Source organism: Pseudomonas sp. NFACC16-2 (assembly GCF_900119205.1).
Classification (GTDB): domain Bacteria; phylum Pseudomonadota; class Gammaproteobacteria; order Pseudomonadales; family Pseudomonadaceae; genus Aquipseudomonas; species Aquipseudomonas fluorescens_Q.
In genome coordinates this window covers 56,482-82,382 of the sequence record NZ_FPIX01000019.1, presented here as the reverse complement: position 1 = coordinate 82,382, position 25,901 = coordinate 56,482, and the positions used below count along the sequence as shown (strand labels likewise).

24 protein-coding genes and 1 pseudogene are annotated in these 25,901 nt (G+C 62.6%); 10 read left to right on the top strand and 15 right to left on the bottom strand.

Translation table 11 applies throughout. The features are described 5' to 3' along the window. Positions 1-36: 36 nt before the first annotated feature. The 3 genes and pseudogenes from BT116_RS31850 to BT116_RS16940 form a co-directional block, all read right to left on the bottom strand. A pseudogene (locus BT116_RS31850) lies at positions 37-213 on the bottom strand (HAMP domain-containing protein); the annotation flags it as partial. A 992-nt stretch (positions 214-1,205) separates the two neighbouring features. Then, positions 1,206-2,594: an aminotransferase-like domain-containing protein gene (locus BT116_RS16945; protein WP_072345750.1), complete on the bottom strand. Its 1,389-nt coding sequence runs from the start codon at positions 2,592-2,594 to the stop codon at positions 1,206-1,208. A 205-nt stretch (positions 2,595-2,799) separates the two neighbouring features. Beyond that, on the bottom strand, positions 2,800-3,561 hold the full coding sequence (locus tag BT116_RS16940) for an SDR family oxidoreductase (protein ID WP_072345748.1): 762 nt from the start codon (positions 3,559-3,561) through the stop codon (positions 2,800-2,802). Between the two features lie 226 nt (positions 3,562-3,787). On the opposite strand from BT116_RS16940, the gene BT116_RS16935 reads away from it, so the two are divergent. Continuing rightward, positions 3,788-4,792 (top strand): NADP-dependent oxidoreductase, encoded by a 1,005-nt coding sequence (locus tag BT116_RS16935; RefSeq protein WP_063324866.1) that lies wholly within the window; start codon positions 3,788-3,790, stop codon positions 4,790-4,792. Between the two features lie 56 nt (positions 4,793-4,848). Here the strand turns inward: BT116_RS16935 and pyrF are convergent, their stop codons facing one another. Next, the gene (gene pyrF / locus BT116_RS16930; protein ID WP_063324865.1) at positions 4,849-5,547 is read right to left on the bottom strand and encodes an orotidine-5'-phosphate decarboxylase; all 699 of its coding nucleotides are present in this window, start codon (positions 5,545-5,547) and stop codon (positions 4,849-4,851) included. Between the two features lie 289 nt (positions 5,548-5,836). Between pyrF and BT116_RS16925 the strand changes: the two genes are divergently transcribed. The 3 genes from BT116_RS16925 to xopAW all read left to right on the top strand — a co-directional run bounded on the left by BT116_RS16925 (position 5,837) and on the right by xopAW (position 8,541). After that, a complete protein-coding gene (locus tag BT116_RS16925; RefSeq protein WP_072345744.1) occupies positions 5,837-6,595 on the top strand; it encodes a response regulator in 759 nt (252 codons plus the stop codon). Next, on the top strand, positions 6,595-7,638 hold the full coding sequence (locus tag BT116_RS16920) for a sensor histidine kinase (RefSeq protein ID WP_072345742.1): 1,044 nt from the start codon (positions 6,595-6,597) through the stop codon (positions 7,636-7,638). The genes BT116_RS16925 and BT116_RS16920 overlap by 1 nt, the downstream gene beginning before the upstream one ends. 174 nt (positions 7,639-7,812) lie before the next feature. Continuing rightward, on the top strand, positions 7,813-8,541 hold the full coding sequence (xopAW, locus tag BT116_RS16915) for an EF-hand domain-containing protein (protein WP_072345740.1): 729 nt from the start codon (positions 7,813-7,815) through the stop codon (positions 8,539-8,541). Between the two features lie 190 nt (positions 8,542-8,731). Here the strand turns inward: xopAW and BT116_RS16910 are convergent, their stop codons facing one another. The 8 genes from BT116_RS16910 to BT116_RS16875 form a co-directional block, all read right to left on the bottom strand. Next, a complete protein-coding gene (locus BT116_RS16910; protein WP_003204378.1) occupies positions 8,732-9,769 on the bottom strand; it encodes an AI-2E family transporter in 1,038 nt (345 codons plus the stop codon). Positions 9,770-9,833: 64 nt separating this feature from the next. Continuing rightward, on the bottom strand, positions 9,834-10,652 hold the full coding sequence (locus BT116_RS16905; RefSeq protein ID WP_072345738.1) for a DUF4892 domain-containing protein: 819 nt from the start codon (positions 10,650-10,652) through the stop codon (positions 9,834-9,836). Between the two features lie 129 nt (positions 10,653-10,781). Further along, positions 10,782-11,633, bottom strand: a complete 852-nt coding sequence (locus BT116_RS16900) for an alpha/beta hydrolase (protein WP_072345736.1) — start codon at positions 11,631-11,633, stop codon at positions 10,782-10,784. Next, positions 11,630-12,424, bottom strand: coding sequence for an alpha/beta fold hydrolase (locus tag BT116_RS16895; RefSeq protein ID WP_072345734.1), 795 nt, complete (start codon positions 12,422-12,424; stop codon positions 11,630-11,632). The genes BT116_RS16900 and BT116_RS16895 overlap by 4 nt, the downstream gene beginning before the upstream one ends. A gap of 285 nt (positions 12,425-12,709) precedes the next feature. Then, positions 12,710-13,153 (bottom strand): hotdog fold thioesterase, encoded by a 444-nt coding sequence (locus BT116_RS16890; protein ID WP_072345732.1) that lies wholly within the window; start codon positions 13,151-13,153, stop codon positions 12,710-12,712. Positions 13,154-13,205: 52 nt separating this feature from the next. Continuing rightward, entirely contained in the window at positions 13,206-13,658 is a 453-nt protein-coding gene (gene sixA, locus BT116_RS16885; RefSeq protein WP_072345730.1) for a phosphohistidine phosphatase SixA, read from the bottom strand. Next, positions 13,655-14,002, bottom strand: coding sequence for a DUF4389 domain-containing protein (locus BT116_RS16880; RefSeq protein WP_072345728.1), 348 nt, complete (start codon positions 14,000-14,002; stop codon positions 13,655-13,657). The genes sixA and BT116_RS16880 overlap by 4 nt, the downstream gene beginning before the upstream one ends. Before the next feature lie 25 nt (positions 14,003-14,027). After that, positions 14,028-15,053 carry an NAD(P)H-dependent glycerol-3-phosphate dehydrogenase gene (locus BT116_RS16875; protein ID WP_072345726.1) on the bottom strand — a complete coding sequence of 342 codons (1,026 nt, stop codon included), beginning with the start codon at positions 15,051-15,053 and terminating at the stop codon, positions 14,028-14,030. 199 nt (positions 15,054-15,252) lie between these two features. Here BT116_RS16875 and BT116_RS16870 point away from each other — a divergent pair, with 199 nt between their 5' ends. The 5 genes from BT116_RS16870 (at position 15,253) to fabB (ending at position 22,203) form a co-directional block, all read left to right on the top strand. Beyond that, the gene (locus BT116_RS16870) at positions 15,253-17,376 is read left to right on the top strand and encodes a TonB-dependent receptor plug domain-containing protein (protein WP_072345724.1); all 2,124 of its coding nucleotides are present in this window, start codon (positions 15,253-15,255) and stop codon (positions 17,374-17,376) included. Further along, a complete protein-coding gene (locus tag BT116_RS16865; RefSeq protein ID WP_072345722.1) occupies positions 17,377-18,309 on the top strand; it encodes an ABC transporter substrate-binding protein in 933 nt (310 codons plus the stop codon). Then, entirely contained in the window at positions 18,306-20,207 is a 1,902-nt protein-coding gene (locus BT116_RS16860) for an ATP-binding protein (protein ID WP_072345720.1), read from the top strand. The genes BT116_RS16865 and BT116_RS16860 overlap by 4 nt, the downstream gene beginning before the upstream one ends. A 248-nt stretch (positions 20,208-20,455) precedes the next feature. Beyond that, complete coding sequence (fabA, locus tag BT116_RS16855; protein ID WP_003204400.1) at positions 20,456-20,971, top strand: 3-hydroxyacyl-[acyl-carrier-protein] dehydratase FabA; 516 nt, start codon at positions 20,456-20,458, stop codon at positions 20,969-20,971. Between the two features lie 11 nt (positions 20,972-20,982). Next, a complete protein-coding gene (gene fabB / locus BT116_RS16850; protein WP_063324853.1) occupies positions 20,983-22,203 on the top strand; it encodes a beta-ketoacyl-ACP synthase I in 1,221 nt (406 codons plus the stop codon). A 95-nt stretch (positions 22,204-22,298) separates the two neighbouring features. Here fabB and BT116_RS16845 read toward each other — a convergent pair whose 3' ends face one another. Beyond that, a complete protein-coding gene (locus tag BT116_RS16845; RefSeq protein WP_063324852.1) occupies positions 22,299-22,763 on the bottom strand; it encodes a DUF3859 domain-containing protein in 465 nt (154 codons plus the stop codon). Between the two features lie 236 nt (positions 22,764-22,999). Then, positions 23,000-24,010: an amidohydrolase family protein gene (locus tag BT116_RS16840; protein WP_072345718.1), complete on the bottom strand. Its 1,011-nt coding sequence runs from the start codon at positions 24,008-24,010 to the stop codon at positions 23,000-23,002. Positions 24,011-24,136: 126 nt separating this feature from the next. Between BT116_RS16840 and BT116_RS16835 the strand changes: the two genes are divergently transcribed. Further along, a complete protein-coding gene (locus BT116_RS16835; RefSeq protein ID WP_072345802.1) occupies positions 24,137-24,997 on the top strand; it encodes a pirin family protein in 861 nt (286 codons plus the stop codon). Between the two features lie 160 nt (positions 24,998-25,157). Here BT116_RS16835 and BT116_RS16830 read toward each other — a convergent pair whose 3' ends face one another. Then, the gene (locus BT116_RS16830; protein WP_072345716.1) at positions 25,158-25,886 is read right to left on the bottom strand and encodes a dienelactone hydrolase family protein; all 729 of its coding nucleotides are present in this window, start codon (positions 25,884-25,886) and stop codon (positions 25,158-25,160) included. Positions 25,887-25,901: the final 15 nt, after the last annotated feature.

The following is a 25,901-nucleotide window of genomic DNA, read 5'->3' as shown; positions in this document are numbered from 1 at the left end:
CGCCTGCATCAACTGACCAATTTCGTCCCGGCGCGTCACTTCCACCGTGGCGCTCAAGTCACCCGACGCAATCTGCTGGGCCACGCGAATGACACTGCGCAGCGGCGTCACGATCAGCCGGGTTATGACCCACGCCGCGATCAATCCCACCAGCAACGCCAAGGCCGACGAACCGATGATCAGCAGCGAATTTTTCTTCAGTTCAGTCTGCATGGCCTGGTCTTCGGCACTGAAGGCCTGGTCAACCCGCGCCACCACCTGGTCGGCCCGCTCGTGCAGTTGCTGATAGACGACTTTTTCCTTCGCCAGCAGGCCGGTGTATTCGGCCAATTGTTCATTGAACCCGGCGATATGCCCGGCCACTTCATTCAGCACGGTCTGGTAACCCGGGTCCTTGACCGTGGTCTTGAGCACTTCGGCCTGTTTCATCGCCTGCTCGGCCTGTTCGATGCTGCCTTCTCCGGCGCCCTCGACATTGCCTTTGCGGCTCTGGTCCAGGCGGACCCGCGCTTCGTTCATGGCCTGCAACATCAAACGGGATACTTCGCTGACCTGGTTGGCCTGCTCGATGAACTCGGCTCCCTCCTTGCCCTCGGAATCTTTCAAGGTATAGGCGCCATCATCCGCCAGCCCGGCCTGCAACACATCCAGGTTATTGGCGACGCTGGACACCGACCAACTGGCCATTTCCAGCGCCAGGTCCTTGCTCTGGCTCAACCCGACAAATTCGTCGAACGCCTTGCGATACGCGCCCAGCGCCTGCTCCACGTCGTTCATCACCGGCACGTTGGCAGCCGACTGCACCTTGAGTTCGTTCGCCTGGGCCACCAGAGCGTCGACCCCCTGGCGCAAGGCATCGGCGGTCTTGGGGTCGGAGCGCGAGGCGTATTCCTGCTCCAGCAGGCGGACCTTGAGCAACCCGCTGTTGAGGGACGACATCTGTTTCAGGCCATCGAAGCGAAGGCTGATGGTCTGCAGGGACCAGACGCCGATGGCCGCGACCACTGCGGTCAGCAACAGCACCAGGACAAATCCGATACCCAGTTTCTTTGCCATACCCAGGTTGGCAAAACCTCCTTGCACGGCGGAAATCATTGCGCTCAGTCCTCTGCCAGTGTGTGTTGATTGCAGATTCGCAACGAGACGCCCTGCAACACAAGATGCTGGCGTCGGAATAATGGCAAAAAGCTACAGCTGCGTCGTTTTCAGGACACTAGAGGTCGATCCAGAGCCGCTGCCCGGAAGAACGCCAGCGCCCTGGGGTCACGGGCATACGCCACGTTGATCCGTAGCCAGTCACTGTCGGCGCCCGACGGGCTGAATGCGCTACGCGAAGACAGCAGCACGCCAAAACGCCTGGCCAGGCGTTGTACTCCAGCGTAGTCACACAATGGCGGTCTTGCCCAGATGAAAAGCCCGCCGGCCGGTTTGCCAAAGACCTCCCAGTCGGCGTCTTCCAGTATCTGCAACAGCGCCGCCATATCAGCCCCCAGACGCTGCCGTTGGCGCTGGACCAGCTTGCGATAGGCGCCATTGGCCAGGAGGCAGGCAAGGACCGACTCACAGAACCGCGATCCCCCCATGCTGGTAATGCCCTTGACCTCGCTCAGGCGCGCGATGATGGAAGGCCCGGCCACCACGAAACCGACGCGCAACGAACTGCTCAGGGTTTTCGAAAAGCTGCCCACGTAGACCACCTCGGGATCCAGTGCCGCGAGCCGGGTCCGCGCCGAGCTCTGGAAATCGCCATAGGCATCGTCTTCGATCACCAGTACGCCGTGCTTTCTCGTCAATTGCAGCAGCCGTTGAGCAACGGCCGGAGCCAGGCTGGTGCCGGTCGGGTTATGGCAGGCGCTGTTGACGAATAGCGCAGTGGGCCGGTGCATCGCCAGCAGGTCTTGCAGCGCCTCGACGTCCGGGCCGCGCGGGGTCCTGGGCAGCTCGATCATGTCGATGTCGTGCAACCTGAGCAGGTCGAACAGGCTGGAATAACCGGGGCTCTCCACGACCACGCAGGAACCCGGCGACAACAGTGTCCGTACGATCAGGTCCAGCCCGTGGGTCGCCCCGGTGGTGGTCAGGATCAGGTCTTTATCGACCTCGATATTGAATTGTTTCAAGCGCCTGGACAGTTGCTCACGCAGGGCAGGCAGCCCTAACGACGTGCTGTAGTTGAACAATCCCGCCATGTCGGTGCGAGTGACCTGGCGGATCGCATAGCCCAGGTCATCGCTTTCACGCCAACTCTCGGGCAGCCCGCCACACCCCAGCTTCAATTCCCATTGCGAGCTGTCGCCCCCGTCGGCGAACGCGTCTTGCGGTCGATTCCGATCGGTGGGCTCGGGCCCGGACGACGGGGGTGGTGCGACAAAAAAGCTGGAACCATGGCGGGAAGCCAACAGGCCTTGGGCGACCAGGCGTTCACACGCTTCATTGACGCTGGACTGGCTGAGCAGGTTCTCCCGCGCCAGTTGGCGGACGGATGGCAGCCGAGTTCCCGGTTGTACCGCATCCTGTCGGATCCAGCCGGTCAGCGCGTCAACGATTTGCTGCACGACAGGCACCAAGGCCTGTCGGTCGATTCTCAACTCCATGAGTAACCAAGCTCCTAAGCATTTGTTTTATTTCCGGAAACAGTTAAGCACAGGCCGCAACGGGACGATGTACGACAACGTCGCCAAAACCGCCGATTCTCACCCTTTGAAACACATTGAAGGGCCGCTCCGAGGTTTTTTCGAACGCCCACGAAAAAGCCCGCAACCAGTGCGGGCTTTGTCCTACAAGCCGAAGGGCAAGTCCTCAGAACGCCGTGACGCCGCCGTCCACCGCCAGGGAATGGCCCGTGGTGAAGGCCGCGCCGTCGCTGCACAAATACAGCACGGCGCTGGCGATTTCCTCGACTTTGCCAATACGCCCCACCGGGTGCATGGCATTGGCGAACTCACCTTTTTTCGGGTCCGCCTCATAGGCACGACGGAACATGTCGGTGTCGATCACCGCCGGACAGACCGCATTCACGCGGATTTTTTTCTTGGCGTATTCGATGGCGGCCGATTTGGTCAGGCCGATCACGGCATGCTTGGACGCTGCATAGATGCTCATCTTCGGCGCCGCACCCAGGCCCGCCACCGAGGCCGTGTTGACGATCGCGCCGCCACCCTGGGCCAGCAGCAATGGCAGTTGATATTTCATGCACAGCCAGACGCCCTTCACATTGACCCCCATGATCGCGTCGAACTCATCGAGGGTACCGTCGGCCAGCTTGCCCTTCTCGATCTCGATCCCGGCGTTGTTGAAGGCGTAGTCAAGGCGACCGTAGGTCTTGATCACTTCGTTCATCAGCTGCTGCACATCGTGTTCCAGCGTCACGTTGCAGCGCACGAACACCGCTTCGCCGCCCGCATCACGAATCGACTGCACCGTGCCCTCGCCGCCCGCCACGTCGAGGTCGGCCACCACCACTTTCAGGCCCTCTGCCGCGAACGCCAAGGCAGTGGCCCGGCCGATGCCAGCGGCAGCGCCGGTAACCACGGCGACCTGTCCGGAAAACGTCATGCTCATTGTCTGTTCCTCGAAGGATGCGGGAGATGCCGCCAGTCTAGCCACAGGTCCCGAGGACGCGGCAGCACTATCCAAGTGCCGTTTGAGCACTCATGGGCGCCAGTGATAAAGCCCCTGGGCGAACTATCACTGTGTTGGATCGAACTGCATTCGCTGTATCAGCAGACCTTGCGGCAAATGCTTCGAAGGTCTATCAACAAGGCTTCATTCATCTTGAGTGCCCGCCATGACTGCCCAGACCAATCGCCAGTTCCTGCTCGCCAAACGCCCGGTAGGCGCGGCGACCCGCGAGACTTTCACCTATCAGCAAGTACCGGTCGGCGAACCGGCAGCCGGCCAGATCCTGGTGAAAAACGAATACCTGTCCCTCGACCCAGCCATGCGCGGCTGGATGAACGAGGGCAAGTCCTATATCCCGCCGGTCGGCATCGGCGAGGTGATGCGGGCATTGGGTGTCGGCCAGGTAATTGCCTCGAACAACCCGGGGTTCGCGGTCGGGGACTACGTAAACGGTGCGTTGGGGGTGCAGGATTATTTCCTCGGCGAGCCAAGAGGTTTCTACAAGGTCGACCCGAAACTGGCACCGCTGCCACGTTATTTGTCCGCACTGGGCATGACGGGCATGACTGCCTATTTCGCCCTGCTGGACGTCGGCGCGCCCAAGGCTGGCGAGACCGTGGTGCTCTCAGGCGCCGCCGGTGCGGTGGGCAGCATCGCCGGGCAGATCGCCAAAATCAAAGGCTGTCGCGTGGTGGGCATCGCCGGCGGGGCCGATAAATGCAAGTTCCTGGTCGATGAACTGGGTTTCGACGGCGCCATCGACTACAAGAACGAAGACGTTCATGCCGGCCTCAAGCGCGAATGCCCCAAGGGCGTGGATGTGTATTTCGACAACGTCGGGGGCGACATCCTGGATGCCGTGCTCAGCCGCTTGAACCTCAAGGCCCGCGTGGTGATCTGCGGCGCCATCAGCCAGTACAACAACAAGGACGCGGTGAAGGGCCCCGCCAACTACCTGTCGCTGCTGGTCAACCGGGCGCGCATGGAAGGTTTCGTGGTCATGGACTACGCCGCGCAGTTTGCCGCCGCCGGGCAGGAAATGGCCGGCTGGATGGCCAAGGGACAACTCAAGAGCAAGGAGGACATTGTCGAAGGGCTGGAGACCTTCCCCGAGACGCTGACCAAATTGTTCAGTGGGGAAAACTTCGGGAAGTTGGTATTGAAGGTCTGACACAAAACAACTGTGGGAGCGAGCTTGCTCCCACATTAGGGATCTTCGGTGTCAGGTCAGGCCAACTCGGCCACGACCGCCGCCAGCGCCTGAGCCGGGTCGGCGGCCTGGCTGATCGGACGGCCGATTACCAGGTAATCGGAACCGGCGTCCAGTGCCTGGCGCGGAGTCAGGATGCGACGCTGGTCGTCCTGGGCGCTGCCCGCCGGACGAATCCCCGGGGTCACCAATTGCAGCGACGGGTGAGCCGCTTTCAAGGCGCTGGCCTCCAGGGCCGAACAGACCAGACCGTCCAGGCCGGCCTTCTGCGCCAGCGCCGCCAACCGCAGCACCTGCTCCTGAGGCTCGACGTCCAGGCCGATCCCGGCCAGATCCTCGCGCTCCATGCTGGTCAGCACGGTCACGCCGATCAGCAACGGTTTCGGGCCGCTGCGCTGATCCAGCACTTCACGGCAGGCCGCCATCATGCGCAGGCCACCGGAGCAGTGCACGTTGACCATCCACACACCCATCTCCGCAGCGGCCTTGACGGCCATGGCGGTGGTGTTGGGAATATCGTGGAACTTCAGGTCCAGGAACACTTCGAAACCCTTGTCGCGCAGGGTCCCGACAATTTCCGAAGCACAACTGGTGAACAGTTCCTTGCCGACTTTGACCCGGCAAAGCTTGGGGTCCAACTGATCGGCCAGCTTCAGGGCGGCGTCACGGGAGGGGAAATCCAGGGCGACGATAATGGGCGTCTGGCAGGCGGACATGAGCGGGCTCTCAGGCAAGTCGAAATCGGCGCGCATTGTAGCGGAACGAGCGCCCGTGCGGGACCCGATGATCGGTAAATATCATCGTCCCCCAGCAGCATGGACGATACCGGCCTTTGTGTCGAAGCCGATACATTCATGACATGCGTACAACACGTCGACACGCTACCGTCCGCCGCCGCAACCCGTCCTTTCAGCGCTTCACGCCTCGCGGCACGAAGCCTATGCTGAGGGCTCAACCTCGCCGCCTTCTTTGCGGTTGGCAGCCTATCTGGCAGATGATGCATCCATGCAGAACACCCCTGTTGCAAATTCTGACGATCAAAAAGTACCCGACGATGACAAGCGCTGGACCACCCGCGCGCTGATCGTCGATGACGACCTGCCGATCCGCGAGCTGTTGATCGATTACCTGGCCCGCTTCAGCATACGAGCCAGCGGCGTGACCGATGGCGCGGCCATGCGCCAGGCAATGCGGGCCGAGCACTTCGACGTGATCGTGCTCGACCTGATGCTACCGGGTGAGGATGGCTTGCAGTTGTGCCGCTGGCTGCGCGCCGAATCGGACATCCCGATCCTGATGCTCACCGCCCGCTGCGAGCCCACCGACCGCATCATCGGCCTGGAGCTGGGCGCCGATGACTACATGGCCAAACCGTTCGAACCCAGGGAGCTGGTGGCGCGTATCCAGACCATCCTGCGCCGGGTGCGCGACGACCGCAGCGAGCATCGGGCCAATATCCGTTTCGACAACTGGCGGCTCAACAGCGTGCTGCGCCAACTGATCTCCGCCAATGGGCTGGTGGTGCCGCTGTCCAATGCCGAGTTCCGCCTGTTGTGGGTCTTCATCGAACGACCGCGCCGGGTGCTCAGCCGCGAACAACTGCTGGACGCGGCTCGCGGGCGCTCCATCGAGGCCTTCGACCGCAGCATCGACCTGCTTGTATCACGCCTGCGCCAGAAGCTGGGTGACGACCCCAAGGCCCCGCAACTGATCAAGACCGTGCGCGGTGAGGGCTACTTGTTCGACGCACGGGACATCGGTTGATGCAACTGCGCCTCGACTCCCTGTTCGGTCGCCTGTTTGGCGTGCTGTTGCTGGCGATTGTCCTGGCGCACCTGTTGGCGTTTGCCTGGTTTTCTCAATACGACAGGCGGCCTCCCGGGCCACCGCCGGAATTTTCCCGACAAGCCGAAGGCCCCCCGCGCTTCGGCCCGCCCCCTAACCGCCATGCGCGCCCCTGGTTCGGCGGCCCGCTGGTGCCGCTGACCTTTCAATTCGTGTGCCTGATCGTCGCGGCCTGGTACGGCGCCAAGCTCCTGACCCGACCCATCCAGCGCCTGAGCGATGCGGCCGAGCGCCTGAGCGAAAACCTCGACAGCCCGCCGCTGGATGAAAACGGCCCCCGTGAGGCGCGACAGGCAGCCCATACGTTCAACCTGATGCAGCAACGGATTCTTGAGCAAGTGCAGCAGCGTTCGCGCATGCTCGGCGCGGTGTCCCATGACCTGCGCACGCCGCTTTCGCGGCTCAAGCTGCGCCTGGAGCAGATCGATGACATCAAGCTGCAAGGCCAGATGCGCCAGGACCTGGACGACATGATCGGCATGCTCGATGCCACCCTCACCTACTTGCACGAACAGCGCACCAGTGAAGCGCTGCAATGGATGGACGTGCAGGCCTTGGTGGAATCGTTGAGCGAAAACGCCCAGGACCAGGGCGCCGATGTGCAGGTCAGCGGTACCTGTGCACCGCTGCAAGTGCAACCGATGGCGCTGCGTTCGTGCCTCAACAACCTCATCGACAATGCCCTTCGCTACGCCGGCCATGCCTTGATCAGCCTGGAGGACCAACATAAGCAGGTGCTGATTCGAGTCATCGACCATGGTCCCGGTATTGCGGCGGGCAAACGCGAGGCGGTGTTCGAGCCGTTCTTTCGCCTGGAAGGCTCGCGCAACCGCAACTCCGGCGGCGTCGGCCTGGGCATGACCATCGCCCGGGAAGCCACCGAACGCCTGGGCGGGCAATTGACCCTGGAAGAGACGCCAGGGGGCGGTTTGACAGCGGTGATCAGCCTGCCTCGCACCTGAATCCCACCGATGTCCCTCTGTGGGAGCGGGCTTGCTCGCTCCCACACTCGACACTGCGCCGGGACTGAGTTTGTACCCCCACCGGTACAAACTCCACACACCCCAGACAACTCCCTCGCAGAGGCTGCATAAGCCGGTGCACCCACCGGCTATCCCAGCCCAAGGAGAGCGCCCATGATCGGTAGCGTCAGCAGTTACTCCACCTATACCAGCACCAGCAGTACCGCAACCAGCAGTGCCCGCAGCCAGCAGTTTCAAAAGGAACTGCTGAGCAAGCTCGACAGTGACGGCGACGGTTCGGTCAATCAGCAAGAGTTGAGCACCGCCCTGTCGCAAAAAAACGACGATGGCATCCTGGTCAGCCTGAGCGACAACTTCGGTGACCTGGACAGTGACGGTAGTGGTGACCTGAGCAGCGAGGAAATGGCCGCAATGGCGCCACCACCTCCGCCGCCACGGAACCAGGCGCCAAATACCGAACTGGCCGATGCGCTGCTCAGCGTCCTGGACAGCGACGGTGATGGCTCGGTCAGCAGCGATGAGTTGAGCAACGGCCTGGCCACCACGGACAGCGATGCCGACAGCCAGCAAGTGTTCTCGGCGTTGGACAAGAATGAAGACGGCACTGTCAGCCTCGACGAACTCGCCGCCAGCCTTGCACCACCGCCACCACCGCAACAGGACTCCAGTGAAGAGCTGTTCAGCCAGCTCGATGCCGATGGCGACGCCACCGTCACCGCCAGCGAACTGAGCAGCGCCTTGCAGGCCGGTCGCCGCAGCGACAGCTCCACCGAACAGGCCAATGTCAGCGAAGCGTTGAACAGAATGATCGCCAACCTCAGCCGGCAATATTCGCTGGATAACGTCGCCACTGTAGGGAAACACCTGAACGTGGCGACCTGATTCACCGGCAAGCCTGGATTGAAACTCACTTGTGGCGAGGGGATTTATCCCCGCTGGGTTGCGCAGCAGCCCTAAAATAAGACGACCCGGAGTGTCAGGCTGACCGAGCCGGCAGTTTTGGGGGTCGCTTCGCAACCCAGCGGGGATAAATCCCCTCACCACAAAGGTTTGTGCTTGCCTCTGGGATGGGTTACCGCGCCTGGCTTTTGCTCCAGTCCGTCAACAGGCTATACGCCACCGCCAGCAGGGTCGGGCCGATGAACAGGCCGATGAAACCGAAGGCAATCAACCCACCGAACACCCCCAGCAGCACGATGACCAAGGGCAGGTTTCCGCCACGGCTGATCAGGTAGGGCTTGAGCACGTTGTCCACGCCACTGATGATGAACGTGCCCCAAATGCCCAGGAACACCGCCATCCCGTACTCACCCTTCCACGCCAGCCACGCCGTTGCGGGGATCCACACCAGCGGCGGCCCCATGGGAATCAGGCTCAACAGGAACGTGACGATACCCAGCACCAGCGCCCCCGGGACTCCGGCGATCAGGAAGCCGATCAGCGCCAGCACGGCCTGGGCCGCCGCGGTGCCAATCACGCCGTTGACCACCCGTTGCACCGTACCAGCCACCAGCTCGATGTAGTAACCGGCACGGTCGCCGATCAGGCGCTCCAGCAACCCGTGGACGAATACCGCCAGGCGCGGGCCGTCGCGATAGAAAAAGAACACGAACACGATACTCAGGGTCAGCTCGAGTATGCCACCACCAATCTGTGCACTGCGCGCCAGCAGCCAGTTGCCGACCTGCCCCAGGTAAGGCCTGGCGGACACCATCAGCGCGGCCCCCTGCTGGTCGATGCTGTTCCAGATGCCGACCAACCGTTCGCCCACCAGCGGTACACCGGCCAACCAGGTCGGGGCTTCGGGCAGGCCGTCGACCTGTGCGTCCTTGATGAACGCAGTGGCATCACGCACATGGTCGGCCAGGTTGAAACCCAGCCACACCAGCGGCACCGCCACCAACAACATCCAGCCTACTGTCAGCAGCGCCGCCGCCAGGGATTCGCGGCCATTGACCCAGCGGGTCAGCAGGCGCATCAGCGGCCAACTGGCGAACGCCAGCACCGCCCCCCAGAACAGCGCCGACCAGAACGGCGCCATGACCCAGAGGCTTGCGCCGAACAACACCAGGAGCAGGATCTGCACCAACAGCCGATCGTTATTGATCATGTAGGGTCTCGAAAAAATGAACAGGAGCGAGGCAACGGCGTGAAACCCGCGGCCCCGAGACAGCTTAGCGCAGCAACTCCAGGTGCAATCCCGCCGCCTCGCCGCTGGCGGCCTCCATGCGCGCCGCCCGAACGCCCTGGCCCGCCAGAGCCTCAATCCAATCCTCGGCCCGGGGACCGGCGATACTGACCCGCAAGCCCGTGTCCAGGTTCAGCGCCCGGGACAACAGCCGCAACCAGGTGTCGTCTGGCTCACCGGCAAGACGCGGCAAATCCAGGACCCCAGTGTCCTTGAGCTGGCGCAGCAGCGTGGCCGACGTCGGCAGCAAGTCCCCCAGCGGTGCATTCGCCTCGAACTGCTCGACATGCAGGTAGGCCTTGCGATTGCCACGGGTGATGGCATACAGCGCAATCAGCGTGTTGTCCGCCGGTGGAGCCAGGCGCAGCAGCAGGAAGGCCTGGCCGTTGTCGGCGCCATAGAGCTTGGCGTTGCCGAAGACGTCATTGGCCCACAGGCTGCTTTCGCCGCAATCGCGGGCCTGGCACCAGAACAACAGCTCGGCGTCCTGTTTCTGCAACGCTTCGCGCGCGGCAGTAAAGGCCTGGGTGGCGGAATGTTCCGGCGGCAGTTCGTAAGTAACAGAGGTGGCGTTCCCACGGGCATCGACCTGGCCGTCGAAGCGCAACTGGCCGCTGATCTTGCGGATCGAGCCCATGGGATAGACGCGTTCCAGGTCGCTGGTTTGCCGGTAATCGACAATCTGCGCGTCGGGTATGCGCGGCACACGCTCCAGGTCGCGACTGCCTGGCACATCGACGGCGAACGACGCCGGGCTGAAGCAGGCCAGCACCAGCAGGACGAGTGAGTGAACGGATAATTTCATCGGGTCGGCTTGGCCTGGGACGCTTGGACGCAACGGAAGTCGTCGATACACCGCGAGGCTGATAAACAGAGGTCTGTCATGGTTGTCTCCCTTTCAACCCGCCCAGCCTCGACAGTTGCCCGCCGCAAGTCAAGGAACGGTGAAGAACCGATTGAAACAGTCTGCTACAAGCGTGGCACCGACCTCGTCGTTCAGGTGTAGATGATGGCCGCCGGGCAACTGCTCATGACTGAAGGGTAGACGCTCCAGCAGCTCCGGGTGCTGGGCCAGCATGCCGTCGGCGGCCACCACCAGATGCGCCGGACAAGCGACCCGCGCCACGAACGCCATGGCCTGCTCCTCGGTCAGGCGCAAAGGCGATGGTAAGGTCAGGCGATTGTCGGTGCGCCAGGTATATCCCCCGGGCACTGGCATCAGGCCGCGCTGGGCCAGCAATTCGGCGGCCTCGCGACTGACCGCCACCAGCCCCTTCATCCGTGCTTCGATGGCACGCTCGAGGGTCTTGTAGACCGGCTTGCGTTTCTGCAGCAGGTCCAACTGGGCTTGCAGGGCCATGCCCATGCGCTCGGCCGCGTTATCGCCTTTGGCTGTCGGAGGAATGACCCCGTCGATCAACCCCAGGTGCGTCACCCGCTCCGGCAGGGAGCCGGCCAGCACCAGCGAGACAATGGCGCCCATGGAGTGCCCCAGCAGGGCGAAACGCTTCAAGCCCAGTTGCCCGGCGACTTGCAGCACGTCGTGGGCGTAGTCCCAGAGGGCATAACCGGCACCGAGTGGCCGATGGCCGGAGTGACCGTGGCCGGCCATGTCCAGGGCAATCACCCGCAGGCCCTCGAGCCTGGGCGCCAGGCGGGCGAAACTGTTGGCGTTGTCCAGCCAGCCATGCAGGGCAATGACCGGCAGTCCATCTTCCGGCCCGAACAGGTGGGCCGCCAGTTCGATGTGCGGCAGGCTCAGGCGGACTTCCTCGACCACACTCATGCGCTGCGCCCTTCCCAACGCTGGAACAGGTTCTTGAGCAGGTTGGCCGTGTCCTGTGGACGTTCGAGGGGGAACATATGGCCGCCGGGCATGCTCAGGGATTCGCCATGGAGCATACGTCCCACCGAACGGGTGTGATGACGCATCACCACGCGACTCTGCCGACCGCGCACCACGGCCAGCGGCACCTTGAGCTTACGGGGCCGCCCGGGGCTGGTGTGCGGCACGCCGCGGTAAATGCTGATTTCGGTGGCCGGGTCGAAGCGCAGCCGCAACCGGTCGCCGACTTGTTGCAGGCCGTGTTGCAGGTAGGCGTCGAAGCAATCCGGATCAAAGCCGCGGAACAGGCTCTTGCCGGCAAAATACTGCCGGGCCGACGCCAGGTCAGCGAACTCCTCACGCCGCCCCAGGGTCCGGCCCGCTGGCGTCAGGCGGTCAATGAAGCCCAGGCGCTTGGCGGCCAGGATCACCCACTGGTCGGTACGGGTCAGCAGCGGCGAATCGAGCATGACCACGCCACGATACAGCTCGGGGCAGCGCAGCGCCGCGTGCAGGTGCAGCACGCCGCCCAGGGAGTGACCGACGCCCCACACCGGCGCCGGTTGCTGCTCCAGGTGATGGATCAGTTCGTCCACCAGGTTGTGCCAATTATCGTCCACCGGAAAACGCGGGTCATGGCCGTGCAATTCCAAGTGCGCAACCTGGTACTGCGGCGCCAGCGCGGCGAACAGCTTGCCGTAGGTGGCCGAGGGAAAACCGTTGGCGTGGGCGAAAAAAATCTGTTGCGACATGACAGCCGATCCATTGGGGAACTGGGGCAGATTGTCCGCAGAACCCGACGGCACGGCAATGACCGTAACTGACAGGAATGATGACAGTCGGGCTTGGGCTATGGGGGATGGAACTGTGAACATCGGCCTCTGTGGCGAGGGGATTTATCCCCGCTGGGGTGCGAAGCGCCCCCAAACCGGTCTACTCGATCAGTCTGATGCACCGAGTTGGCTGATTTCAGGGCTGCTTCGCAGCCTAGCGGGGATAAATCCCCTCGCCACAGAGGATCGCATCAACCTCGGGTTTCAACGCGCCGGCGGTTGCTCGCCCAGCGGCACCACGGCCATGGTCAGGCGCGACACGCAGTTGACCTTGCCCTCGTCGTTGACCAGGCGGATGTCCCAGACCTGGGTAGTGCGGCCCAGGTGGACCATCCGGGCCGTGGCGGTCACCCGTCCGCTGCGCACACCGCGCAGATGGTTGGCATTGATCTCCAGGCCCACGCAATAGAACTTGCTGGCATCGACACAGAGATAGGCCGCCATGGACCCGACCGTTTCGGCCAACACCACCGAAGCACCGCCATGCAGCAGGCCGAACGGCTGGTGGGTGCGCTGATCGACCACCATGCTGGCGGTCAGGGATTCGTCGTCGAAAGACTCGAACCGGATGTCCAGCACCTCACTGATGGTGTTTTTACCGGCGGCGTTCAATTGCTCGATGTTGGGGGTGGTGCGCCACAGACTCATGGTTGTCGTTCCTTTATGGTTTTACCGTGCTCAACCCTTGCTGCCAACCTGCCTATGGGTGCCGGATGCCCTTGAGCGTCATCGCTCCGGCCAGGGGCAGGTCACCTTCCAGTTCAGCCAGGCCAGCCGTTTGCACTTGCTCGGGTTTTTGCAGATGGCCGTGCTGCAACAAGCCCAGCAGGCTGCCCACCAATGGGTTATGGCTGACCAGCAGTACATCGTCCTGATCCTCCAGATGCCTTAGCACCTCCGTCGGCCGGGTCTCCGGCGTGAGCCAATCGACGGTGATCAGTTCAGGTTCGAACCCCAGTGCTTCGCACACCAGTTGTGCGGTCTGCTGGGCCCGCACATAAGGGCTGGCGTAGATGGCCCGCAACGGCTCGCCCATCAACCGCCCGGCGCTGAGCAACACCTCCTCGCGGCCATGCACCGTCAAGACCCGTTCCGGATCGGGACGGACACCATGGGGCTCTGCCTCACCGTGACGCAATACCCACAGTTTCATAGCTTTGGCTCCTCGTCCCGGGCGGGATGCGGCGCCGGTGCCACGGTGTGTGGCGCTTCGCCTTCCGGCGTGCGTGGGGTCGGCCAGTCGGCGAACGGCCAAGGTTTCTGGTCGCTGTGGAAGGTGCCGAAGCGGCCAATCTGCGCCAGGAACTGGCTCAGGCTGTCGCCGAAATTCATCAGGCTGGCGCTGGGTGCGCCGTAGACCAGCCGATAGATCAATTGCACCAGCACCACGGCGCCGAGGATGAATTGCGCCACCTGCCAGACCAGCAGGTAAATCACCATCCACAGCACACGCAGCAGGATGGATTCGTATTGGGGTTGCCCTTGCGGATCGTTCATGGCTCGCTCCTGCTTGCGGTCAATATCAGTTGAAACCGCTGGTGGAAATGAAATCGACGTCGGTCTTCGGTTCGCCACGCATCAACAGCTCGATCACCTGTTCAAGCGTGCGCCCTTCGAACAGAATCGCGTGCAGCCCGGCGACCAGCGGCATGTACACCCCCGCCTCCTGGGACTTGGCCTTGAGCACCTTGAGGGTATTGACCCCTTCGGCCACTTCACCCAGGCGCGACACGGCCTCGTCGAGGCTCAAGCCTTGGCCGAGGGCAAAACCGACCTGGTAGTTGCGACTCTTGGGCGATGAACAGGTGACGATCAGGTCGCCCACGCCGGCCAACCCCAGGAAGGTCATAGGATTGGCGCCCTGACTGACGGCAAAGCGGGTCATTTCCGCCAGCGCACGGGTGATCAGCATGCTCTTGGTGTTCTCGCCCATGCCCAGCGCCACCGCCATGCCGGCGATGATGGCATAGACATTCTTCAACGCCCCGCCCAGCTCCACACCGAAACGGTCGGCACTGGCATAGACCCGAAAGGTGCGGCCATGCAAGGCCGCCTGGACCCGTTGGCACAGCTCGTCATCCTCACTGGCGACCACCGTGGCGGTCAGCGCATGCTCGGCGATTTCCCGCGCCAGATTCGGCCCGGAGATCACACCGATCCGAGCCTTGGGCGCGATTTCTTCGAGAATCTCGCTCATCAGCTTGAAGGTCTTGGCTTCGATACCCTTGGTCAGGCTCACCAACAGCTTGCCGCTCAAGCGTTCCGCGTAGGGCGCCAGCACCGAACGCAAGGCGCTGGACGGCAAGGCGACGAAGAACAGGTCACTGCCCTCCAGGGTTGCCTGCAAGTCAGTCACCGGTTCCACTTCCGGGCGGATCTTGATGCCCTTGAGGTAACGCGGGTTCTCACGATTGACCCGGATGGCCTCGGCCTGCTCCGGGTCACGCATCCACTGGCGCACCGGGTGACCATTCTCGGCCAGCAGGTTAGCCACGGCGGTGCCGAAACTCCCGCCTCCCAGGACCGCAATCGGGCGCTGTTCAGTCATATGCAATCCGTTCATCCATACCAAGTGGCAATGCGGGGCATTATACGGAGCGGCCAGAGCGCGACCAGCCCCGGCAACAATTACCACCAGCTGTAGGAAGCTGACCATCAATTCCTAGGAAAATGCTGTCAACGCGAATGGAAAAGTCGTTCAGCTCGGTTAACATGCCCGCCATCCACCCCATCGCAAAGGCTGTGCCGTGTCCGTTGGCCCTTCCCGTCCAGGCTCGTCCCTGCTATTGGCATTGATCATCAGCCCGCCAGTGCTGGGCGACGACCTGTTCGTGGACAGCCAGCCCCTGCCTCAGGTGCTGACGGCCACGCGCCTCAAGCAATCACCAGCGGCAGTGCCAGGCAGCATGACCGTGCTCGACAGCGAGTTGATCAAGGCCAGCGGCGCCCGCGACATCAGCGAACTGCTGCGCCTGGTGCCGGGCATGATGGTCGGCAACATCAGCGGCAACCAGGCTGCCGTGAACTACCATGGCACCAACGCCAGCGAAGCCCGCCGCATGCAAGTACTGATCGACGGGCGCTCGGTGTACCGCGCCGGCCTGGCCACGGTGGACTGGAGCGATATTCCAGTGGCCATGGAAGACATCGAGCGGATCGAAGTCTTCCGCGGCCCCAACACCGTCAGCTACGGCGCCAATGCGCTGATGGCGGTGGTCAACATCATCACCCGCGCGCCGGCCAACAGCCACGGCACCCGGCTGAAAATCACCCGAGGCCAGCGCGGCATCAGCGACTGGTACGCCAGCCAGGGCAGCGGTTGGGACGGCGGCGACCTGCGGTTGTCGTTGTCCGGCCAGGAAGACGATGGCTTTGACAGCGACCGCAACGGCGCCGATTACCGCGACAGCCGCCGCCTGAACCGCTTCAACCTGTCCGTCAGCCAGACGTTGAACGAGCAACAAAGTATCGACTGGCAATTGAACGCCAAGGACGGGACCAATCAGCGGCCCTACACCTACCACCCGGTGTTCGCCGGGATTACCGCCGCTGGGGATAACTCCGACGTCATCGCCAAGGACTACGCCGGCTCACTGCGCTGGAACCTGGACCTGGACGCCGACCACAGTCTTTATGTACAGGGCTCGATCCAGCATTGGGATCGCCAGCAGACCTGGCGCGCCTGCGACGCCGAGGTGTCCTTCAGCCCGCAATTGACCGACCTGTGGCAGCTCAATCCCTACTATGCCGAGAAGCTGGCGCGCAATATCCCCAGCTACATCAGCGGCGGCGCGCCAGCCGGCACTCCACAGGAACAGGCGTTGGCCAATCAGGTGCTCGACCAGTGGCGCAACGGCGCCTCGCAAACCCTGTGCGGCGATATCGACCAGAGCGCCCGGGAATCGCGCTACGACCTGGAGATCCAGGACACGCTGAGCCTGTCCGACAGCCTGCGACTGGTCACCGGCGCCAACTATCGCTATGACCGGGCCGATTCGCAGACATACTTCAACGGCACCCTGGACGACACCACCTGGCGCCTGTTCGGCCAGCTCGAATGGCGGGCCACCGAGCATTGGTTGTTGCAAGGCGGCGCGATGTTCGAGGACACCCGCCTGACCGGCAGTTCGCTGACCCCACGGGTCGCGGTCAACTACCTGATCACCCCACGCCACGGCCTGCGCGCGGTGTACTCCGAAGCCGTGCGCTCCCCGGACATGTTCGAGAACAACGTCAACTGGAGCTATCAAGTCACCAACCTGCAACCCGCCGCCTTCGGCCAGAGCAGTGCCCGTTACTTCGTCCAGACCCGCGGCCCGGGTAACCTGGAACAAGAGCACATGCGCTCCCGGGAGCTGGGCTACAACGGTTATTTCGTGGACCTGGCGCTGGCGGTGGACGTAAAACTGTTCCATGACGAAATCACCGGCATGATCAGCGAACCGTTGCGCAACAATCAGTACATCGCCAGCAACAGCAACGAATCGCAATTCTCCGGGGCCGAAACCCAGGTCGACTGGCGCGTGACCAGCGCCGACCGCCTGCGCCTGACCTACGCCTATGTCGACGCCCGGGCCAGCAACCCCCTCGACGAACAACTGACCGCCCGCAACAGCGGTTCGGCCGGCTGGCTACGGGACTGGGGCCAAGGCTGGAACAGTGCGCTGTTCTATTACGCCGCCGACGCCCTCAATGGCTATCGCTACGAACGGGTAGACACCCGCCTCGCCCGGCGCATTTCCCTGGGCAAGGCCAGCCTGGAACTGGCGGGAGTCCTGCAACAGCGCTTGGACAACCAGCCCACTACGTTTACCGACAATCGCTACGACTCCCGCCATGTCGTGTACTTCAGCGCGGAGTTGTCTTTCTAGATGTTTCGACGTCCACCCCGCAAGACGCCATTTCATGGCCGCCTGACGCTAGCCCTATGCCTGGTGTTTGCCGGATGGCTGGCGACCATCGAGGCCCGCGGCGCCGAAATCCTGCTGACCGGCACCGAGGACAGCCCCGGCGTGCAATCCTTTACCCAGGCCCTGAAAACCCTGCGCCCTGAAGACAGCGTGCGGTTTACGCCGCTGGCCGACCTGCCAGCGCCAGACAAGCTGCCGGGCAATGTCCGCCTGATCCTGCTTGACCTGCCCAGCCTCGACTGGCGCCTACAGGACGCCCGGGGCCCGGCCACCCTGGTGCTGCGCATCAGCCGCCAGCAAGCCCGCGATCGCCTGGGCGAAGCAACGCCTGCGCACCTGAGCCTGCTGTGGAGCGATCCACCGATGGCGCGGCAATTGCGGCTGATCCGCGCCATCCTGCCGCAGGTGCGACGGGTCGGCGTGCTCTACGACACCCACAGCGAATTCCTGCTCAAGGACATTCAACAGGCCGCGGCACCGCTGGGCCTGACCATCGTCAGCGAACGCTGGGACGACACCAACGACAGCCGTCCCCTGCAAAACCTGCTGGGCCAGAGCGACGTGCTGCTGGGTCTCGATGACCCCGACTTGTACAACCCCAAGACCGTGAAGAACCTGTTGCTCAGCAGCTACGCCCGGCAACGCGCCCTGATCGGGCCCAGCGCCGCATTCGTCAAGGCCGGCAGCCTGGCCAGCACCTATAGCGACCAACAAGACTGGCTGGCGATTCTCGACGAGTTGCTCGACCGCCCCGCCACCACTTGGCCGCGCACCCTGTATCCGGACCGTTTCAAGGTCCTGGGCAACCGGCAGGTCTCCCGTTCACTGGGGATCGAACCGATTGATGCCGAATCCGTCGCGGCAACGTTGGCCGAAGGAGAACACCGCCCATGACCTTGCGTCGCCGTTGGGACATCAACACCCGAACCCAGCTCATCGCCCTCGGCCCGGCGTTGCTGCTGACTGTGCTGCTGATCAGTTTCTTTACCTTCGTGCGGATCCAGGACTTGCGCCAGGAACTCAATCACACCGGGCAACTGATCGCCAACCAACTGGCCCCCGCCACGGAATACGGGGTAATTTCCGGCAACAAAGAAGTGTTGGAAAGCCTGCTCACCGCCACCCTGGCGACCCCACACGTGCGCTTCCTGGAGGTCCAGGACAGCACCGACAAGGTCTTGGTGTACGTCGAACAACCCGAGCAAACCCGCAGCCATGCCCAGCAGGTCGAAGTCTTCCAGGCCCCGGTGCGCTTGCAGCGCATCGCCCTGAACAATGATTTCCTGCAGGGCAACAGCCCATCCGTGGAGGCCTCCGGCGAAGATTACCTGGGCCGCGTGATCGTCGGCATGTCCAATGACGCCTTCAGTCAGCGGCAACAGGAGATTCTGTTCAAGGCCGCGATCCTGGCGCTGTTCGCCCTGCTGTTCACCTTCCTGGTGGCGCGCCGGCTGGCGACCAATCTGTCCCGGCCGATCCGCGACATCGGCAACGCGGTCAAGGCCATCCAGCAAGGCGACTACAGCACCCCGCTACCCATCGTCGATGATGCCGAATTGGGGGCCTTGTCGCGGCACATCAACAACCTGGCCGATGGTTTGGGGCAAGCCAGCCGCGAACAGCACCAGGCCATGGCGCAATTGATCAAGACCCGCGAAGAAGCGGAAAAAGCCAACAGCGCCAAGTCCGAATTCCTGGCGATGATGAGCCATGAACTGCGCACGCCCATGAACGGCGTACTGGGCATGCTGCAGTTGTTGGAAACCACCCGCCTGACCGACGAGCAGCACGAGTACACGGCGCTGGCCTCGGAATCCACCGAACACCTGCTGAAGGTGATCAACGACATTCTCGATTTCTCGCGCATCGAACGCTCGGCCCTGGAGCTGGAGCACATCCCGTTCAACCTGGCAGAACTGGTGGGCAGTTGCGCGCAATCGTTCCAGCACAGCGCCGCGCAACGCAAGCTGGGCCTGGACCTGCTGGTCCCGGACGACATGCAGGCCTTGCAGGTCCAGGGCGATCCGACGCGGATACGGCAGATCCTGGTCAACCTGATCGGCAATGCACTGAAATTCACCGAGCAAGGCCGTGTCACCGTGCAATGCCAGTGGCAGGCCCTGGACCACGAACTGCTGTGGTTCACCTGCGCGGTGCGCGACAGTGGCATCGGAATCCCGGCCGAGAGCCTGGAGCGCATGTTCGACGCCTTCCAGCAGGCCGACAATTCGATCTCCCGGCGCTACGGCGGTACCGGCCTGGGTCTGCCGATCGCCCGCACCCTGGCCGAGCGCATGGGCGGGACGCTGCGGGCCCAGAGCGAAGAAGGCCAGGGCTCGGTGTTCACCCTCGAAATCCCGCTGGCCCTGTCGCGCCAGACGCCACCGACCCTGACGCCGCGCCTGCCCACCGGCAGCGGCGATGGTGAAGGCCGCAACGTATTGCTGGTGGAAGACAATCCGGTCAACCAGACAGTGGTCGAAGCCATGCTGCGCAGCCTGGGCTTCACCGTCAGCATCGCCACCGATGGCGCCCAGGCTGTACGCAGCGCCGAAAGCCTGATTTTCGAAGCGATCCTCATGGATTGCCGATTGCCCATCATCGATGGCTACGAAGCCACGCGGCAGATCCGTCAGTTGCCGGGCTGCGGCGAGGTGCCGATCATCGCCCTGACGGCCAACGCCTTGCAGGGTGACCGCGAAGCCTGCCTCGCGGCGGGCATGAACGATTACCTGGCCAAGCCGTTCAAAAGGAACGACCTGCAGCAGATTCTGCAGCGCTGGGTGAATTAGAACAGGTCACTGGACCATCTGTGACTGGCGTGAAAGGCGAAAGTGCGGCAGTCTTAGGCACCCGAACAAGCCTCGATTGGGGCTTGAATAAAAATTTCAGTGCACAGGTGTACATTCATTTCCCGTGTGCTGTGACTTTCACTACAACGCAATAGTCTATGAGTAGGCTGTCGATTCGAGGCATGAACGCTTCGGTCGGCCGGGAAGATTTGCCCCACCCTGCCGCATGGGACTATTGAGGAGCTCGCATGACCAAACAAAACGCCTTTACCCGGGAAGATCTGCTGCGCTGCAGTCGCGGTGAGCTGTTCGGCCCAGGTAACGCGCAACTGCCCGCCCCGAACATGCTGATGGTGGATCGCATCACCCATATCAGCGAAGAGGGTGGCAAGTACGGCAAAGGTGAATTGGTCGCCGAGCTGGATATCACTCCGGACCTGTGGTTCTTCGCCTGCCATTTCGAAGGTGATCCGGTCATGCCGGGCTGCCTGGGCCTGGACGCCATGTGGCAACTGGTCGGTTTCTTCCTCGGCTGGCAAGGCCTGCCGGGTCGCGGTCGCGCCCTGGGTTCGGGCGAAGTGAAGTTCTTTGGTCAGGTCCTGCCGACCGCCAAGAAAATCACCTATAACATTCATATCAAACGCGTCCTCAAGGGCAAGCTGAACATGGCCATTGCCGATGGTTCGGTTGCCGTGGATGGTCGCGAGATCTACACCGCCGAAGGCCTCCGGGTCGGCGTTTTCACCTCCACTGACAACTTCTAAGGGTTATCCGCATGCGCCGCGTCGTTATCACTGGTCTGGGCATCGTTTCGTGCCTGGGCAATGACAAAGAGACCGTCTCCGCTAACCTGCGTGCAAGTCGCCCTGGCATCCGGTTCAACCCGGAATATGCCGAAATGGGTCTGCGTAGCCAGGTTTCCGGCTCCATTGACCTTCCCCTCGAAGAGCTGATCGATCGCAAGATCTACCGTTTCGTCGGCCACGCAGCGGCTTATGCCTACCTGGCCATGAAGGACGCCATTGCTGACTCCGGCCTGACCGAAGAGCAAGTGTCCAACGTACGTACCGGCCTGATCGCCGGTTCCGGCGGCGCCTCGACCCTGAACCAGATGGAAGCGCTGGACATCCTGCGCGAAAAAGGCGTCAAGCGCGTTGGCCCGTACCGCGTCACGCGGACCATGGGCAGCACCGTTTCGGCCTGCCTGGCTACCCCCTTCAAGATCAAGGGCATCAACTACTCGATCTCCTCCGCCTGCGCCACCAGTGCCCACTGCATCGGGAACGCGGTCGAGCAGATCCAGTTGGGCAAGCAGGACATCGTGTTCGCCGGTGGCGGCGAAGAAGAACATTGGAGCCAGTCGTTCCTGTTCGACGCCATGGGCGCCTTGTCCAGCAAGCGCAACGACACGCCGGAAAAAGCTTCCCGTGCCTACGACGCCGACCGTGACGGCTTCGTCATCGCCGGCGGTGGCGGCATGGTGGTGGTCGAGGAACTGGAACACGCCCTGGCCCGCGGTGCGAAAATCTACGCCGAAATCGTTGGCTACGGCGCCACATCCGACGGTTACGACATGGTCGCGCCAAGCGGTGAAGGCGCTGTGCGTTGCATGCAGATGGCCATGGCCACTGTCGATGCCCCGATCGACTACCTGAACACCCACGGCACCTCGACCCCAGTGGGCGACGTGATGGAAATGAAGGGCGTACGGGAAGTGTTCGGCGACAAGGCGCCAGCCATCAGCTCCACCAAGAGCCTGTCGGGTCACTCCCTGGGCGCCGCCGGTGTTCACGAAGCGATCTACTGCATCCTGATGATGGAAGGCAACTTCATGGCCGGTTCCGCCAACATCGACGAGCTGGACCCAGAAGTGGCCGATCTGCCAATCCTGACCAAGACTCGCGAAAACGCCACCATCAATACCGTGATGAGCAACAGCTTCGGCTTCGGCGGCACCAACGCCACCCTGGTACTGAAGCGCTGGCAGGGCAAGTAAGCCCCGCCGACAGCCGCACACAAAAAGCCCCGACTGGTTCGGGGCTTTTTTGCGCCTGCTCAATTACACCGCATGGGGTCTGTGGTGAATGGGATTCAGCGCACCACAAACCGCTGCTGCGTCAGCAGCCGATCGCCCTGGAACACCATGAACCGCCACTCTCCCGGCACCACTTCGTGGCTTTCGGTGAATTCGTAGGCCATGACATCCTGAGGCGCGCCGGGCACCAGTTTCTGGATGACTTCGAACTTGTCGTGGCGCACGCCATCGGGGGTGCGGATACCGGGAGTGAAGTACAACAGGGTCAACGGCTGGTCATCCGCGACCTTGCCGGCCAACTGGTAGCGCATGCCGAACTTGGTGCCCAGCTTCGCCGGCACGCTCTCGGTCTGGCGGATCTGCTCGTTGCTGCGACGCAGGACCCGCTCCCCTGATTGCAACTCGGCTTGCGGCCCTTCGAAAACGCCGTATTCCACCGGGCCTTCGACACGGACTTCGGCTTGTGCCAGGCCGCAGGTCAACCACAGCGCGACCAGTGCGCTTGAACGGGTGAGATGCATAGTGCGCTCCTTGATTGAGATGAGCGCGAGGGTATGACGCGGGAGTGACAGGCTGATGACAAACCAGCATTCGCCCACACACCAAGAGTCCTCAGTGGCGAGGGGATTTATCCCCGTTGGCTCGCGAAGCGGGCCCAAAACCTGATATCTGGGGAGTGTCAGACCGATCACCGTCGAAGTTTTGGGCCTGCTGCGCAGTCCAGCGGGGATAAATCCCCTCGCCACAAGGTACTTACCTATCGCGGGACAGAACGAGGTAACACCGCCAGAAAGTTATCCCGCGCCACCTTCCGCGCCACGTCTTCGGGCAAGGCATCGAGGAACGGATCGAAACCGCGCAACTCCTTACCAAGCTTGTTGAAACGTCCTACCACGTCCGACCCCACCATGAAGCGCTCCGGAAAGCGCTCTACCAGGCTTACCCACTCCTGCCGAGGCTTACCCGCCTCGTCCAGCAAGTACGGCGTGAGCAGGCTCCAGGACAGGTCTATGTACAGATTGGGATAGGCCTCGAGCATGCGGGTCAGGGTCGGCAACAGAAAATCCAAGCGGGTCTGGTGGCGATGGATTTCCATGCTGGTACCGGCGTGGGCCCAGATGAAGCGCGTGTGCGGATGATTGCGCAACGGCTCCTCGATTTCCGCCAGGTACAGCGGATTTTTCTCACGCTTGGACGTGATGTTGGAATGCAACATCACCGGCAGGTCGTTCTCGGCCGCCAAGTGATAGATCCGCGTCATGGCTTCGTTGTTGGCCCGCGGGGTATCGCCCGAGGTCAGCGCAGTCAGGTCGTCATGGCGGGTGAACACCTCACCGATGCCTTGCCACAGCCCCGGGTACAGGTCGAGCATGCGCTGGATATGGGCGACGGAGTTCTTGTCGTTGGGATTGAAGCCCGACAGGAATGGATGAAAGCGCTGGCGTTGCTCGGTGGTCAGCTTGCTCACCGCGGCAGCGACAATCACGTCGGTGGCGCTGTACCAATAGGCATCCGCATCGTCACCGGCGTAATAACGTGGGCGCTTGGGTTCGTCCTCATGCCATTTCTTGGCCACCGGAATGCCGGAGATCATCACATGCTCGATGCGATTGTCCGCCATCGCCTGAAGCAGCTTGGGCATGCCGGCGGTTTCCTGGAAGAAATCGACGTAATGCAGGTGCGCATCGCTGTAGGCATATTCACGCGCCATGGCGCCGCCGCTGGAAACGACCAGTAGCCAGGCGCAGATCAAACGGGTCAGGGGCACGGGCAGTCTCCGGAAGCCTTGAACAGCGTAGACCCCAACCGTCCCGCCTGGGTTCAAGGCGTATCTGCCGCGCCTGCCGACGACGGGTTATGCTTCATGCAACCGTTGTTCAACCTGGAAAACAACATGACCACTCCCCTGACCGTTCGCCCCCGCGCCGAAGATGTCGAAGGCCAGCCGATTCTTCGCCCGCTGCCGTCCGCCAAATGCCGCAGCGTCGGGCCTTTCGTGTTCTTCGATCACATGCTGCAAACCACCTACCCAGCGGGCAAAGGCATGAACATCCGCCAACATCCGCATATCGGCCTGTCCACCCTCACCTACCTGTTCGAAGGAAAACTCCAGCACAAGGACAGCCTGGGTTCCGACCAGGTGGTGGACGCCGGGGAGGTCAGTTGGATGACCGCAGGCAGCGCCATCGCCCATGTCGAGCGCACCCCCGAGTCATTGCTGGGCAGCGCATTCGTTATGCATGGGTTGCAAGTCTGGCTGGCCTCGCCCAAGGCCCACGAACAAGGCCCCGGGCACTACAGCCATCACCCGGCACACAGCCTGCCGGTCAGCGAGAACCTGGGGGTCAGCATCCGGATGATCGCCGGGTCAGGCTTTTGCCTGGAATCGCCGGTGCCGGTGCTGTCGCCGACGCTTTACGCCGAACTGAACCTGCAGACCGCGACGACCTTGCTGATTCCTACCGAACATGAAGAACGGGCGCTGTATGTGTTGAGCGGCGAGGCGTCGCTGGACGGCGAGCCGGTGGAACCCCACTCGTTGGTGATACTGCCAAGCGGGGAAGAAATGACGCTGTTTGCAGAGAGCGACTGCCATGCCGTGCTGTTCGGCGGCGCACCGTTGGACGGGCCGCGACGGATGAACTGGAATTTCGTCTCCAGCGACCCGGCACGGATTGATGATGCCCGTCGACGCTGGGCAGCCGGAGACTGGCCAACCGTGCCAGGGGAAAGTGAACGGATCGAGTTGCCCTGATTTCAGGATTGCTTGTCAGGCCGCCATCGCGAGCAAGCTCGCTCCCACATTGGATTTGAGTGACCACAGAATGTGCGTTCACAGTGGATCACTGTGGGAGCGAGCTTGCTCGCGATGGCTTTATGTCAGACAACAAGAGGTTCAAATCCAGAACCCAACCTCAGCCCTTGAACACTTCATCCAACAGGTTATGCATCGACCGGAACGCCCGCCCGGCGACCTTGGCGTTGTACATCATCTTGCCCGGCATATTGGCTTGTGGGTCGGTAAACGAGTGCACCGCACCACCGTAGCTGAGCAGTTGCCAATCCACCCCGGCGGCGTTCATTTCGTCTTCGAAGGCCGGTAACTGCTCTTTGGGCACCAACGGATCCGAGGCGCCATGCATGACCAACACCGCACCCTTGATGTTCTGGGCATCGGCCGGGTTCGGTGTATCCAGGGTGCCGTGGAAGGAAATGGCGGCCTTCAGCGGCGCACCGCTACGGGCCAGTTCCAGGGCGCAGCAGCCACCGAAGCAAAAGCCGAACGTGGCCAGCCTGGAAGCGTCGACCTGCGCTTCGTCCTGGCTCTGCAGTTGCTCGAACGCCGCCTGCATGCGCTTGCGCAACAACGCCCGGTCGTTCTTGAGGGGCATCATCGCCGCTCCCGCCTCATCGGCATTGCTCGGGCGGACCGTCTGCCCGTACAGGTCGGCGATCAACACGACATAACCGTTGGCCGCCACCGATCTGGCGATGTCCTCGGCCCCCGCCCCTACGCCCATCCAATTCGGCGCCATCAGCAACCCCGGGCGCGAGCCCTGCTGGCTAATGTCGAAGGCCAGGCGGCCTTCATAGGTTTGACCTTCAATCTGATAGACCAGCGAACGAACCGTAACCTGACTCATGACGGACTCCTCTTC